Source organism: Rhodobacter sp. JA431 (assembly GCF_900217725.1).
Taxonomy (GTDB): Bacteria; Pseudomonadota; Alphaproteobacteria; order Rhodobacterales; family Rhodobacteraceae; genus Rhodobacter; species Rhodobacter aestuarii.
On the sequence record NZ_OBMP01000004.1, the window covers coordinates 203,735 to 216,649 of the forward strand.

The window sequence follows — 12,915 nt, forward strand, 5'->3', positions numbered from 1 at the left end:
ATGAGCCTGCCGCGCCGCTATATCCCCTCGGTCTCGCTGCTGTCCGCCTTTGAGGCGGTGGTGCGCACGGGCTCCACCGCTGCTGCCGCGCGGGAGCTATCGCTGACCCAAGGGGCGGTAAGCCGCTTGGTGCAAAACCTTGAGGGCCAATTGGGCGTGCAACTGTTCCGGCGCGAGGGGCGACGGCTGGTGCCAACCGAGGCCGCGCAATCTTACGCACGCGATGTGCGCAAGGCGCTCGAACTGATCGCGCGCGCCTCTTTGGGCTTGCGGGCGAACCCCGGCGGCGGGGTGTTGAACTTGGCGATTTTGCCAACCTTTGGTACCCGATGGCTTGCGCCGCGCTTGGCCGATTTTCTGGCAGAACATCCCGGCGTCACGCTCAACCTTGGCACGCGGATGCGGCCCTTTGATTTTGCGAGCGAAAGCTTCGATGCCGCCATTCACTTTGGCACGCGGCCTTGGCCCGATGCCGAACATCTGTTGCTGTTTGAAGAGCGGCTGATCGCCACCTGTTCGGCGGATTACGCACGCGAAAACGATCTGGAGCGGCCCGAAGATCTGCTCAATCAGTCTCTATTGCAGCTCGAATCGCGCCCAAATGCTTGGAATGCGTGGTGTGCGCATCATGGGCTTTCCGCCCCCATGCAGAGGGGGATCTTGTTTGATCAATTCGCGCCAATGATGCAGGCCGCCGCGCATGGGGTGGGGCTCGCGCTTTTGCCCGAATTCCTTGCCAAGCCCGAAATTGCCGAAGGCCGGTTGGTGGCGGCCCCCGGCGAAATTGTCTCGGGCGTGGGGGCCTATCACCTTGTTTGGCCGGTGGGCCTTACCCCCTCCCCGGCGCTGGTGGCGTTTCGCGACTGGATTACCCGCGCGGCGGCTCAGTAGTCTTTCTCAAAAAACAGCCCCAAGGCGCTCGCCCCATCCGAACCGACCGAGCCGCGCGCGGTTAGTTGCTTGGTGATATCAAGGTTCAGCGTCACCTCGGCCTGCCCGTTGCTATCAACAGACACGTCCGAATAGACGTTTTCGGAGATATATTTGCCCGCGCGCACCGTGGCATTGCCACTTGCATCGGTGCCAACATCAAGATCATCGAGCCCAAAGCCTTTACGCAGCTTAGACACGATCCCCTCCCCACCTTTGCCAGCCAGCGTCGCCACCGCCGTGGCAAGCTGTGCGGCTTGCAGCGCGGACAGGTTTGTCAGCCCCTTGTCAAACAAAAGCCGTGCCAGAACCTCTTCCTCCGGCAGTTCGGGCGAAGACGCGATGGAAAGACCGGGTTCAGAGGCTGCGCCTTCCAGCGTCAGCGTGATCGCCGTGTCATCTTGATCGGTGGTGGCGGCAAACTTCACCCAAGGGGTGAGCGCGCCTTGCAACGCCACCTGCCCCTCGGCCAAGGTGAAGCGCTTGCCCAGCACATCCAGCCGCCCGCGGATCAGGTTGAACTCGCCCACCGGCAAAATATTCGCCGTGGTCCCCGTGACGCGCAATTGCCCGCCCAGTTCGGCATCAAGGCCACGACCGCGGACAAAAATCTGATTTGGCGCCGAAACAGAGACATCCAGCGCGATGATCCGCCCCGGCCCGCTGCTTTCACCGCCGCCCGTATCAATCAAGCCAGCGCGGGTGCGGGTTTGGCGCACATCCGCAGGTTCATGCAGATGCGTGACCTCCGGGATCGCCGCCGCCCCACCAAGGCCCGAGGACGGGATGCGCAATTCGGTTTCCGCCAAGCTCAGCGCGCCAGAAATGCGCAAATTGCCTGTCAGCCCGCCATTGACGTTGAGGTTGCCCGAAAGCCGCGTGTCATAAAGCTGCGGGTCGCGCAGATGCGCCCGGTCAAGCACCAAAGACAGATCCGACGGGAAGGGGCTGGCCAGTTGCACCGGGCCAGAAACGCGCAAGGTGCCGCCGCCCTCAAACTCCGCCTGCCCGGAAAGGCTGGCACTTCCGCCCGCAAGCTGGGCCTGCAAAGTGACGTTTTGCAGCGCTTGGCCCAGCGTCGGCAGCGAAAGCCGCAGTCCTTGGCCGCGCAATTGCCCTGAAAGCGCCGAAAGCCCCGGCGCGCCTTGCAAGGCGAGGTCAAACGTCAGCGGCCCCTGCACAGAGCGCGGCTCGATCAGCCCATTCAAAAGCGCCGATTCCGTGCGCCCGGTAATCGACAGATCGGTGGTGGAGAAATCGCTGGCCACCGAGCCCTTCACCGTGGCCTCGGTCCCGCCCGGCCCGGTGCCGCGCAGATCAAGACCGTAACTGTCTTCGCGCTGATCCAAACTGCCCGAAAGCGTGACCGGACCGGGGAAACCCGGCGCTAAAAGCGCGGCATTCGAAAGCTTCAGCGCGATATCGAGCAGGCTTTCATTCCCTGCGCGCGCTGTGGCGCTGGCCGTCAGTTGCGATGTGTTGATGTCAAGATTAGCCAGCCGAAAGCCGCGCTCGCCCTCATCCACCGCCACAGAAAAGCGGCTCTGTCCTGCCAAAATTCGGTTCAACTGCGCTTGCGCGAGCGAAAGGTTCACCCCCTGCCCCGACAGCGTGATCTTGCGTGCCCCAAGCGGACCTTGCAGCACCAGTTTGGCATTGGCCGCCCCATTATAGCCGCCGCCAAGCTTGCCCAAATCGCGCAAATCAAGCGTCGCGGTCAGGTCATTGGCCGCGCTTGTCAGGCGGCCCTCGGCATTGAGCGAAAGCGCGTCAGATTTTGCCACAAGGCTGCGCAGGCTCAGCCCCGTTTCATCGCGCCGGGCAGAGGCGGTGATCGTGGCCCCGCCCGCCAAAAGCGCATCGGCCTGCGGTTGCGACAGCCGCAGATCAGGCGCGGTGATCGCGGCATCGGCATCAAAAGCGCCGCTCAGAACCGTGTAATCCCCACTGATTTGCGCCGAAATAGAGCCTGAAAGCGCGCGCCCCGCGAGTTGCGAGAGGCTTTGCAGATGCTTGTGATCGGCGCGGATCACAGCCGAGACCACCCCCTCGTTCAACGAAAGTCGTCCGGTCGCTTCAAAGTCGCGCGTGGTCAACCTGATTTGCGGCAGGTTGAGCGGCTTGCCCTCTTGCCAGAAAAACCGCAACGCGCCGGTGGCAAAGGCGCCCAAAGCCTCGGCCAGCGCGGGGTCGGAAAGTGCGATGCCCGTTGCGCCAAAATTCAAGGTGCCGCCCGCCGTTGCGCTGCCTTCGACCGGCTGACCAATGCGGCCAGACCCGGAAAGGTTGATCCGATCGATGACATCTTCCGCTTCGGCAGTGCCGCGCGTGAAACCCGTGATATCGCCTTGCAGCTTCCAACCATCGCCTTGCGCGCGGTTATAGCCCAGCGCCAAAGTGGCCGTGCGCAGACGCGTTTCGGGGCCAGAGAGGGGGAGCAAAACCGCCTCTCCCTCCAGCCCAACCTTGGCTTGCAGATCGAACCGATCCGGCAGGCCCGTGGGCAAAAGATCGACCGAACCCGTCACCTGCACCGCAGCGCCGTTCAGGGTCAGCTTCCGCAATTGCATCATGCCAGTTGCGGTGCGGCTGCCGGCGGCTTCAAGCTTCGCATCCTTGCCGAAGAAGTCTTGATATTCCGGCGGCAGAAGCGGCGAGACATCGCCCGCAAGCGCCACGTCAAACCCGCGTTCCGTTTCCCCCGCAACTTCGGTGCTGGTAAGCGCGATTTTACCCGAAAGGCGCTTTTGGCCCGCGGTGCTGAGCGCCACATCGGCGGCGAAGGTCTCAATCGGCCCCAACCCGCTCAGCGAAAGCGAGAGCGCCGGTTTGCCGGGCAGGTTCATCAGGGTCGCGGCAATACCATCGGCCCCCTCGCTTACAAGCAGATCAACCAGCGTTGCATGCGTGTCATTGGCGTAGCTGGCAGCAAGCGAAAGCTGGCCCTTTGGCCCATCAATCCGCGCCACCTCCAGCTTGGTTTCCCCCGCGCCCCCCGCAAGCCGCATTGAGCCGCTTAGCTTCAGCGCCACCGCTTGGCCCAAAACCGGGGCGCCCAGCGTCACCTTTTGCGCGTTGATTTTGCCGATTTGCACGGTAACCGGCAGATCGGGCAGAGCAAAGGGCGTAGCCTCGGGCGCGGTTGGGTCCGGCTCACTTTGCGGCAGGCGTGGCAGATCAATGCTCTCGGCAGACAGCTCATCAATCAAAATCTCGCCGCGCAAAATCGCGGCCCGGTCCCATTGCAGCGCACCGTTTTTGACCGTGATCCAGACACCCGTGTCATCGGCAATGGTCAGGCTGTCGAAGGTCGCGCGCGACGACAGCGCCCCGGCAAAGCCCTCCAGCCGGATCGACCGACCTGCACCGGAAAGATTATCTTCGATCAACCCGGTCAGATAGGATCGGTCGCGTTCGGTCTGATCGTCCTGTGCGAGCGCCTGAAACGGAAGGAAAAGAACAATAAGAAGCGCGAGAAACCGCATCAGAACGTCTGCCCTATGCCAAGGTAGATTTGCGGGCCATCGCCCGTGTCACCGCTGACCGGGGCGGCCACATCAAGCCGGATCGGGCCAATCGGCGTTTTATAGCGCAGGCCAAGACCGGCGCCCGATTGCCAATCCCCTTCGGTATCGGAAAAGCCGCCCGCGCCGACAAAGCCCGCATCATAAAAGGCCACAACGCCGATGGATTTGGTGACACCCACGCGGACCTCGCCAGAAAAGCCCAGGAAACGGTCCCCCCCGGTTTTGAGCGTTCCGCCATCCAAAACCGAAACGCCCAAAGATTGGTAAGGCTGGCCGCGCACGGTGCCGCCCCCGCCGGAATAAAACAGGTAATCGCGCGGCGTTTCCGCCAGATCAGAGCCGAAAACTCCGCCCAGCTGCGCGCGCCCAGCAAGCACCACACGTTCGCCAAAGGCACGATAGGCACGGAAATCGCCCGCCAGCCGTGCGCCTGACCCGGTGTTGGAAAGGCCATAAAACGGCATCAAATCAAGCCGCCCGTAATAGCCCTTTGTCGCATCAGAACTGTTGTCGCGGTTGTCCCATGTCAGCGCGAGTGGGAGCGTAACAGCGCGGTAGATCGTGCGCCCAGTGGCATCGGTGATTTGGGACCATTCATAGCCAATCCCCGCCTCGCCAGTGAGGCGCGGGTTAAAGATATGGCTCAACCCAAAGCCCAGCCCAAAGCCGCGCTGGGTATAATCTTCTTCATCCGACTTGCTCAGTTCCGTGGTCAGATAGGCGGCGGTATCGGGGGTGAAGGTCGCAGGCCGATCAATCCGCGCGGCCAAGCTGTAATCCGCCCCGCCGGTCGATCCGCCGATGCCCGAGACCTCGGCATCAAAGCGCAGCCGTTCGCCGCCACCAAACAGGTTACGATGAAGCCAATAGCCCGAAAGCGTCGCGCCATCTGTGCTGGAAAGCTCCGCCCCCACACCGATGCGGCGCGGTTTTGCCTCCACCACCGTCAGATCGGCATCCAGCAGATTGCCGTCGCGCAGTGTATCGGCCTCGGTCAGGGTGACCGAGGAAAAGATGCCAGTACGGCGCAGCCGATTGCGCACCGTTTCCAATTCCTCGGGCGAAAACCGCTTGCCGGAGGGAAAGCCCGCAATCGCGTAAAGCCGTTTCGCGCGCAGCCGCTTTTGCCCCTGCGCCTGCATTTGGCCAAACGTGGTCAGGGGCCCCGGCGCAAGGGTGATATCGGCGGCAATCGTGTTTGCGCGGTGATCGGCCACAATCGACTGATCTGACACGCGCGCTTTGGCGTGGCCAAAATCGCGCCAGCCGCTGACACCTGCCTGCGCCGCATCGACAATCACACTGGAGCTTGCCACTTCGGGCACCCGGTATCCCTCTGGCAGTTCGGTCTTTTCCGTCACCGGCGCAATGGCCGCTTTGGAAAACCGAAACACCGGGCCGGGCTCGACATGGATCGTGACGGCAGAGATTTGCGCGGGCGCATCCATTGGCGCGATCTGCGCCGCCTCGCGCCCATCAATACGAATGGAGACGCGGCCGCCATAATAGCCCGCATCATAGAGCGCGCCGACAAGGCGGGCATAATCGGCACGCGCCGAAGCAAAGATATCTTGGGCATTGCTCTCGGAACTGGTGGCGGCGCTGCGCGTGAGCGAAGCGGCCTCTAGGGCAGAGGTGAGCGCCTTATCGGCGCCGGACGCTTCAAGCTGAAACGCGGTTTCTGCGGCAACTGGGGCGGCCAAGCTCATCCCAAATGCCAAGGCGGCAGCAAAACGATAGCGCGTCACTCTTCCCTCTTCCGCAGCAGCTTCCCCTTGATAGATGCAGCTTTGAACCGGGAATACCAGTGCCACGGGCGGAAATCCGCCCGTGAGATGCCAACCGGCACCGATTTCCGTGCCGGTCCGCTTAGCTGCGCAGGATCGAGCCGAAGATCCGGTCGAGATGGCTCGACATATAAAGGATCATCCATTTCGAAAACCGCTCGGGGTGACGATTCACCTCTGCTGCCAGATCATAAAGCCCAACCCAGCGGAGGTCCGACACCTCTTCTGGATCCGGCGCAATCGGCATTTGCGGCTTGGCGTAAGCTAAGTAAATATCGACCACTTCGTGTTCGATCATACCGCCCCCAACATCGGCGCGGTATTCCAGCTTGTCGGCATGCGCGGGGTAGAGCCCCGTGATGCCCAGCTCTTCCCGCAGCCTGCGCACAGCGCAAACCTCGGGACGCTCATCCCAATTGGGATGCGTGCAGCAAGTGTTCGCCCACAGGCCGGCGGAGTGGTACTTCAGATCAGCCCGACGCTGAATAAGTACCTGCTCCCCGTCCATGACGAAGATCGACACCGCTTTGTGGCGGAGTCCCTTGCGATGCACTTCTGTTTTATCCACCGGAGTCAGCGTGTCGCCGACCCAGGCAGGAATATGCTCGCTCATTTTTTCGATTCCGACCCAATGGAAACGTCCCCAAAGCATGCGCTCGGGGACGTTCTTTGTCAGCATGTCACCTTGTCCCTGAGACAGGTTGACGCGCCGGGCCGGTTAACGTGTTAACCCTTTGTTAACGGATCGCGTTAGCGATCACGAAACCGGGGCGTCGGCAGGCTTTTCAGTTTCCGCGCGCCGCGCGAGTTCGGCACGGTAAAGCTGCACGAAATCAACCGGGTCAAGGTTGAAGGGCGGGAAGCCGCCGTCACGGGTCACATCCGACACGATGCGGCGCACAAACGGGAACAATTGGCGCGGGCATTCGATCAACAGGAACGGGTGCATCTGGTCTTCCGGCACGCCTTCGACGTGGAAGATCCCGCCGTAATCGACCTCAAGCAGGTAGAGCGGCGTTTCGGTCGCTTTGTTGGTGGCGGTGATCTTGAACTTGGTGATCACTTCATACTGGTTTTCGGCCGGGCGCTTGCGGGCATCGAGGCTCACTTGCACCTGCATCTCGGGCTGCACTTCGGCGCTTTGCAGGCCTTTGAGCGCAACAGCGTTTTCAAAAGACATGTCACGCACGAATTGCGCAAGGATGCTCATTTTGAGCTGTTGTTGCGGGGCGCCGTTCGGGGCATCGGTCATGGGTATCTCCCTATCGTTTGCGCTTGTTTAGCACCGGGGCAGGGTTGCCTCAATGGCGAGTCCAACCCGAATCCCCGCGCGACGACGGGTTTTTCGGATCAACTTCGAGGAATTCCCCCTCAATCACCGTGCCCGGCCCATCTTCATCGGCGCGACGCGGTTGGCGCATATTGTAGCCCTGCACCACCACTTTGTTTTTCAACCGTGCGATCGCCAGCGCCCGCACCGGCGGCAGCAACAGCAAAAGCCCCAGCGCATCGGTAAAGAAACCGGGCAGGATCAGCAAAAGCCCCGCGAACAAGATCAGCGCCTCATGCGCCAAAGGCACCGCCGGATCGCCAATGCCTTGCATCGCAGCGCGCAAATTTTGCGCGCGCTCCCCTTGCGAGCGCAGCACCGTGAGGCCGAGCGCAAAGGTCAGCAGCACCGCACCAATCGTGCCCCAAAGCCCCAAACGGCTGCCAATTTCAACAAACAGCCCAATCTCCAGGAGCGGCCAGGCCACGAATGCCAATATCACCCACATTGTTCTCTCCTATCGACGGTCTCGGGCATCGGTGGACTTGAATGCCCCGGTCCCTTACATAAGTGCGTAAGGTCGCCATACCACCACCCACGCGGAAAACCCATGAGCTCTGCCCTTCTTGAACTTGTCATCCTTGCGGCTATCGCGCTGTTTTTGATTTTCCGGCTCAAGAACGTGCTCGGCACGCGCGAGGGTTTTGAGAATGAAATCGAGCCCTTAGAGCGCCCAAGCCGCCGCGAAACCACGTCTTTCGAGGTGATCGAAGGCGGTCCGGACCGCGACATTGTGGATCATGTTCCCGAAGGCTCGGATGCCGCTGTGGCGCTGGCACAAATGAAGCGGGTGGAGCCTTCGTTTGAGGTTGCCACCTTCTTGCAAGGCTCCCGCGCGGCTTACGAAATGATCTTGATGGCCTTTGAAAAGGGCGATCTGGAGCCCGTGCGGCCATTTCTCGCACCAGAGGTGTTCGACGCGTTTGAAGCCGCCGTGCAAGACCGCGAAGACCGCGGCCTGACGGTCCAGGCCGAGTTCTTGGGCCTGCGCGAACTCACCCTGACTGACGCGAGCTTTGACACCAACACCCGCGAGGCCGAGGTAACGGTGCGCTTTGGCGGCGAGTTGATCTCGGTCGCGCGCGATGCCGCCGGTACAGTGGTCGAGGGCGACCCGAAAGTGCCGCGCAAGCAACGCGATAGCTGGACCTTTGCCCGCACCATGGGCAGCGCCGATCCGAACTGGCAGCTTGTCGCCACGGGCGGTTAAGCGATGCGCCGCCGCCAAGGTGGCCCAGCGCGCGGGAGGCGGCAATGAAACGACGGCGTCTGCTTTCGGCAGAAGAGCGCGAGGTTTGGGAAAAGGTCGCCGCGACCACCCATTCGATGCATAAGCGCGCGCCAATTTCCGCTGAAACAGAGCCTGAACCGGCTGAAAAGCACGGCCACCACCCGCCCAAGAAACCCCGGTTTGAGATGAAAGATTTTCAGATCGGCCCCTCTGCCCCAGACCTGGGGTGGCGGGTGGATATGGCGCCCTCGCTTTCCGAACAGCTGCACCGCCAGCCGGTGGTGATGGACCGCAAGACGCATCGCAACATGACGCGCGGCAAGCTGGAGCCGGAAGCCAAGATCGACCTACACGGTATGACGATGGCGCAAGCGCATCCCGCGCTGATCCGCTTTGTGATGCAATCGCGCGACCGCGATTGTCGGCTTATTTTGGTGATTACCGGCAAGGGCAAGCGCGGCTTGGATGATGGGCCGATTCCGCAGCGCCAAGGCGTGTTGCGCCATCAGGTGCCGCAATGGCTGCGCCTGCCGCCTTTGGGCACGGTGGTGATGCAGGTGACCGAGGCGCATCTGAAACACGGCGGCTCGGGCGCTTATTACGTATATTTGCGCCGCACGCGTTAACCGCCGCCCAGCGCGGTGATCGGCGACAGAATGATCTCGGTCGCATTTTCCACCGTCATCACCACTCCGCTCGCCAAATTGGTGCGCGTTGCCTGTTCGCCTTCCAAAATCTTTGCCACCTGACCGGTGTTTTGCAGCAGCTTGATCAGCGCCGGATTGTTGGCCACGTTGAAATGACCATCGCGGGTGTTGAAAGCACCGACATCAATCAACGTCACCTTTAAATCGGCCACCCGCGCCACGTCTTTCAGGTTGCCCAACCGCGCCGCTTCCCCCGCGATCTGCGAAGAGAGTTTGAGCGCCTTATCCCGTTTTGAGGTGAAAATCACGAAAGGCTGCGGCAGCTTGCCAACGCTGCGCGCCTGTTCGCGAAACACATCCACGTCAATATCGGGCGAAATCAGCACCACGCTCGAAATGGCTGCGAGCGTCTCACTATCATGCGAAAGGGCCATCTGGCGCAGCGTTTCCATGCTCAGCGCCGACCCCATCGAATGCGCGACCAGCAAGATTTTCCGCGCCCCGGACCGGCGCATTTGCTGCAGCAATTCCTGTAACCCATCACGGGCAAAAAGCGCAGAATCGCGGTCATAGGCATAACCCAGCATATGCCCGCGCGAAGGCCACGCATAATGCACCAAGGTCTCGGGCAGTTCAAAATCCTCGCCCATCTGCGCCAGCCTATAGATACCCTCGGCAAAATTGGTGTTGAACCCATGCACAAAGACCACCGCATCTCCGCCGCTTTGCCTCAGGCTGCGGCGCAGGTCTGCGCGAAACGCGGCTGAGGCCGGATAGGTTTGTGCTTTCGAAATCGCGAAATCCGTCATCGGATCGACGCGCCGCCCTTTGAGTGGGTAGCGCAGGTCGCCTATGGCGCGCTCGGGCGGGATCGACACATCGAACCGCGCGAGTTGCAGGGTTTCACTGCGTTCATAACCAAATTCAGCGCCGGTTTGCGGGTCCAAGCCGCGGGTCGAGCCGACAAACACCTTCATCTCTGCGCCGGGGGCTTGCTCAATAAAAGCCAGTTCCCCGCGAGGCGAACAGCCCAGCAGCACAATAAAAACGGCAAGAAAAATGCGGCGCATCAAAGCCTCCGGCCCGGTAGCTGGACGCAGGATAACAAAACCCGCGTCCTAAGCCAGAGGGTCAGAGCACGTAGCGGCTCAGGTCGGCCGATTGTGCGAGCGCACCAAGGTGTTTTTCCACGAAAGCGGCATCCACCGTCACGGTTTCGCCCGCACGGTCTGGCGCGGTGAAGGAAAGCTCTTCAAAGACCCGCTCCATCACCGTGTAAAGCCGCCGCGCACCGATGTTTTCGACCGAGCGGTTGACCTCTGCCGCAATCCGCGCGAGCGCGGCAATGCCATCTTCGGTGAATTCGACGGTCACCTCTTCGGTGCCCATCAGCGCGGTATATTGGCGGGTGAGCGCATTGTCCGTTTCGGTCAGGATGCGGACAAAATCTTCCTCGGTCAGCGGGCGCAACTCCACCCGGATCGGCAAGCGGCCCTGCAATTCGGGCAAAAGGTCCGAGGGTTTGGCAATATGGAACGCGCCCGAAGCGATGAAAAGGATATGATCGGTTTTCACCGGCCCGTGCTTGGTGGACACAGTCGTCCCTTCGATCAGCGGCAGCAAATCGCGCTGCACGCCTTCGCGGCTCACATCGGCGCCACGGGTTTCGGCCCGCGCGGCGACCTTGTCGATTTCATCCAAGAACACGATCCCCGATTGGCTCACCGCCTCCAGCGCCGCGTTCTTGACGGTTTCATCGTCCAAAAGCTTGTCGGCCTCTTCCGAGATCAGCACTTCATAGCTTTCGGCCACAGACATTTTGCGGCGCACCTTGCGGCCCCCGCCAAAGGCTTTGAACAGATCTTGCAGGCCCTGCATCTGCATTTCCATGCCCGGTGCGCCGCCCATCATCATTTGCGGGCCACCAGCGGGTTCGGCCACTTCAAGCTCGATCTGCTTATCGTCCAGCTCGCCATCGCGCAGCTTGCGGCGGAACATTTCGCGCGTGGCTTCGCGCGCATCGGTGCCTGCCAGCGCCTCGATCACGCGTTCTTCGGCGGCTTTATGCGCCTTGGCCTTCACCTCTTCGCGCATATGTTCGCGGGTTTCGACCATCGCAACATCGGTCAGATCGCGGATGATCTGTTCCACATCGCGCCCCACATAACCCACCTCGGTGAATTTCGTGGCCTCGACCTTGAGGAACGGCGCTTTCGCCAGTTTCGCCAAACGGCGCGAGATTTCGGTTTTGCCCACACCAGTCGGCCCGATCATCAAGATGTTCTTCGGGTAAACCTCATCGCGCATATCGTCAGACAGGCGCTGACGCCGCCAGCGGTTGCGCAAAGCCACGGCCACAGCGCGTTTGGCATCAGATTGGCCGATGATGAAACGGTCGAGTTCAGAAACGATCTCGCGGGGGGTCAGATTGGTCATTTGGAAAGGCTTTCCACCGTCAGGTTGCCGTTGGTGTAAACACAAATCTCGGCGGCAATCGCCATCGCCTTGCGGGCAATCGCTTCGGCATCGAGATCACTGTCAATAAGCGCGCGCGCGGCGGCGAGTGCATAGTTGCCGCCCGAACCAATAGCGGCAATGTCATGTTCGGGCTCCAGCACATCGCCCGCGCCGGTCAGCACATACAAATCGGCGCCATCGGTCACGATTAGCATCGCCTCCAAGTTGCGCAGATATTTATCGGTGCGCCAATCCTTGGCCAGCTCCACGCATGCGCGCGCCAATTGCCCCGGCGCGGCTTCGAGCTTTTTCTCAAGCCGTTCCAGCAGCGTGAAGGCATCTGCGGTGGAGCCTGCAAAGCCTGCCACCACCTCGCGCCCACCGGGGGTGAGGCGGCGCACCTTGCGCGCGGTGCCCTTGATCACGGTTTGGCCAAGGCTCACTTGCCCATCGCCCGCCACCACAACGCGGCCCCCTTTGCGCACGCCGATGATCGTCGTGCCATGCCAGCCGGGAAATTTTTCGTCGGTCATAAGATCCTCCGTTTGCGCCGATATGTGGGCCAATGGCGCGCCTTACAAGGTGACCGATTGCCCAGCGCCAAAGCAAAAGGGCGCCCGAAGGCGCCCCCGTGAAGCGAATGTGATCCGATCAGAGTTCGGATTCGATCCAAGATTTCAGCGCCGCTTTCGGGGCCGCACCGATTTTGTTGGACACAACCTGACCGTCTTTGAACATAAAGAGCGCCGGAATGCCGCGCACACCCAGTTGCGCCGGGCTGTCGGGGTTTTCGTCGACGTTCACTTTGACGATCTTCACCTTGCCATCCATTTCCGCCGAAAGCTCTTCCAGCGAGGGGCCGATTTGGCGGCAGGGGCCACACCATTCGGCCCAAAAATCGACGATCACGGGAATGTCGGATTGGCGCACTTCAGCGTCAAAGGTGGCGTCGGTAACGGCGACGGTAGCCATGGGGCATCTCCTGCATTTGCGGTTGCGCGGAAGG

The 12,915-nt window shown here is 61.4% G+C and carries 12 protein-coding genes; 3 read left to right on the plus strand and 9 right to left on the minus strand.

Annotation, left to right across the window (positions count from 1 at the left end; translation table 11 throughout):
• A complete protein-coding gene (locus tag CRO18_RS10175) occupies positions 1 to 891 on the plus strand; it encodes a LysR family transcriptional regulator (RefSeq protein WP_097082039.1) in 891 nt (296 codons plus the stop codon).
• On the opposite strand, the gene CRO18_RS10180 is transcribed toward CRO18_RS10175, so the two are convergent.
• The 5 genes from CRO18_RS10180 to CRO18_RS10200 form a co-directional block, all read right to left on the minus strand.
• Complete coding sequence (locus CRO18_RS10180) at positions 885 to 4,415, minus strand: translocation/assembly module TamB domain-containing protein (protein WP_097082040.1); 3,531 nt, start codon at positions 4,413 to 4,415, stop codon at positions 885 to 887. The two genes, CRO18_RS10175 and CRO18_RS10180, sit on opposite strands and share 7 nt — an antisense overlap.
• Positions 4,415 to 6,205, minus strand: coding sequence for an autotransporter assembly complex family protein (locus tag CRO18_RS10185; protein WP_249276037.1), 1,791 nt, complete (start codon positions 6,203 to 6,205; stop codon positions 4,415 to 4,417). Before CRO18_RS10185 ends, CRO18_RS10180 begins: the two co-directional genes overlap by 1 nt.
• 121 nt (positions 6,206 to 6,326) lie before the next feature.
• Entirely contained in the window at positions 6,327 to 6,857 is a 531-nt protein-coding gene (locus CRO18_RS10190; RefSeq protein WP_076484530.1) for an isopentenyl-diphosphate delta-isomerase, read from the minus strand.
• Between the two features lie 144 nt (positions 6,858 to 7,001).
• Positions 7,002 to 7,496, minus strand: a complete 495-nt coding sequence (gene secB / locus CRO18_RS10195; RefSeq protein ID WP_076484352.1) for a protein-export chaperone SecB — start codon at positions 7,494 to 7,496, stop codon at positions 7,002 to 7,004.
• A gap of 49 nt (positions 7,497 to 7,545) precedes the next feature.
• Positions 7,546 to 8,001, minus strand: coding sequence for an FxsA family protein (locus CRO18_RS10200; RefSeq protein WP_249276038.1), 456 nt, complete (start codon positions 7,999 to 8,001; stop codon positions 7,546 to 7,548).
• A 123-nt stretch (positions 8,002 to 8,124) separates the two neighbouring features.
• Between CRO18_RS10200 and CRO18_RS10205 the strand changes: the two genes are divergently transcribed.
• Positions 8,125 to 8,784 (plus strand): Tim44/TimA family putative adaptor protein, encoded by a 660-nt coding sequence (locus tag CRO18_RS10205; protein WP_097082042.1) that lies wholly within the window; start codon positions 8,125 to 8,127, stop codon positions 8,782 to 8,784.
• A gap of 44 nt (positions 8,785 to 8,828) precedes the next feature.
• Complete coding sequence (locus tag CRO18_RS10210) at positions 8,829 to 9,431, plus strand: Smr/MutS family protein (protein ID WP_076484349.1); 603 nt, start codon at positions 8,829 to 8,831, stop codon at positions 9,429 to 9,431.
• On the opposite strand, the gene CRO18_RS10215 is transcribed toward CRO18_RS10210, so the two are convergent.
• From CRO18_RS10215 to trxA, 4 genes are all read right to left on the minus strand, one after another.
• Positions 9,428 to 10,522 (minus strand): alpha/beta hydrolase, encoded by a 1,095-nt coding sequence (locus CRO18_RS10215; protein ID WP_097082043.1) that lies wholly within the window; start codon positions 10,520 to 10,522, stop codon positions 9,428 to 9,430. The genes CRO18_RS10210 and CRO18_RS10215 overlap by 4 nt on opposite strands.
• 61 nt (positions 10,523 to 10,583) lie before the next feature.
• Positions 10,584 to 11,888 (minus strand): ATP-dependent protease ATPase subunit HslU, encoded by a 1,305-nt coding sequence (gene hslU, locus CRO18_RS10220; protein WP_097082044.1) that lies wholly within the window; start codon positions 11,886 to 11,888, stop codon positions 10,584 to 10,586.
• Complete coding sequence (gene hslV, locus CRO18_RS10225) at positions 11,885 to 12,442, minus strand: ATP-dependent protease subunit HslV (RefSeq protein ID WP_097082045.1); 558 nt, start codon at positions 12,440 to 12,442, stop codon at positions 11,885 to 11,887. Before hslV ends, hslU begins: the two co-directional genes overlap by 4 nt.
• Positions 12,443 to 12,560: 118 nt before the next feature.
• Positions 12,561 to 12,881, minus strand: a complete 321-nt coding sequence (gene trxA, locus CRO18_RS10230; protein ID WP_076484345.1) for a thioredoxin — start codon at positions 12,879 to 12,881, stop codon at positions 12,561 to 12,563.
• Between the last annotated feature and the right edge of the window lie 34 nt (positions 12,882 to 12,915).

Bases quoted from the DNA above. Each gene is read 5' to 3' on its own strand.
- CRO18_RS10175 (WP_097082039.1), top strand. From the start codon at position 1: ATGAGCCTGCCGCGCCGCTATATCCCCTCGGTCTCGCTGCTGTCCGCC.
- CRO18_RS10205 (WP_097082042.1), top strand. From the start codon at position 8,125: ATGAGCTCTGCCCTTCTTGAACTTGTCATCCTTGCGGCTATCGCGCTG.
- CRO18_RS10190 (WP_076484530.1), bottom strand. From the start codon at position 6,857: ATGAGCGAGCATATTCCTGCCTGGGTCGGCGACACGCTGACTCCGGTG.
- hslV (WP_097082045.1), bottom strand. From the start codon at position 12,442: ATGACCGACGAAAAATTTCCCGGCTGGCATGGCACGACGATCATCGGC.
- secB (WP_076484352.1), bottom strand. From the start codon at position 7,496: ATGACCGATGCCCCGAACGGCGCCCCGCAACAACAGCTCAAAATGAGC.
- CRO18_RS10210 (WP_076484349.1), top strand. From the start codon at position 8,829: ATGAAACGACGGCGTCTGCTTTCGGCAGAAGAGCGCGAGGTTTGGGAA.
- trxA (WP_076484345.1), bottom strand. From the start codon at position 12,881: ATGGCTACCGTCGCCGTTACCGACGCCACCTTTGACGCTGAAGTGCGC.
- hslU (WP_097082044.1), bottom strand. From the start codon at position 11,888: ATGACCAATCTGACCCCCCGCGAGATCGTTTCTGAACTCGACCGTTTC.
- CRO18_RS10215 (WP_097082043.1), bottom strand. From the start codon at position 10,522: ATGCGCCGCATTTTTCTTGCCGTTTTTATTGTGCTGCTGGGCTGTTCG.
- CRO18_RS10180 (WP_097082040.1), bottom strand. From the start codon at position 4,415: ATGCGGTTTCTCGCGCTTCTTATTGTTCTTTTCCTTCCGTTTCAGGCG.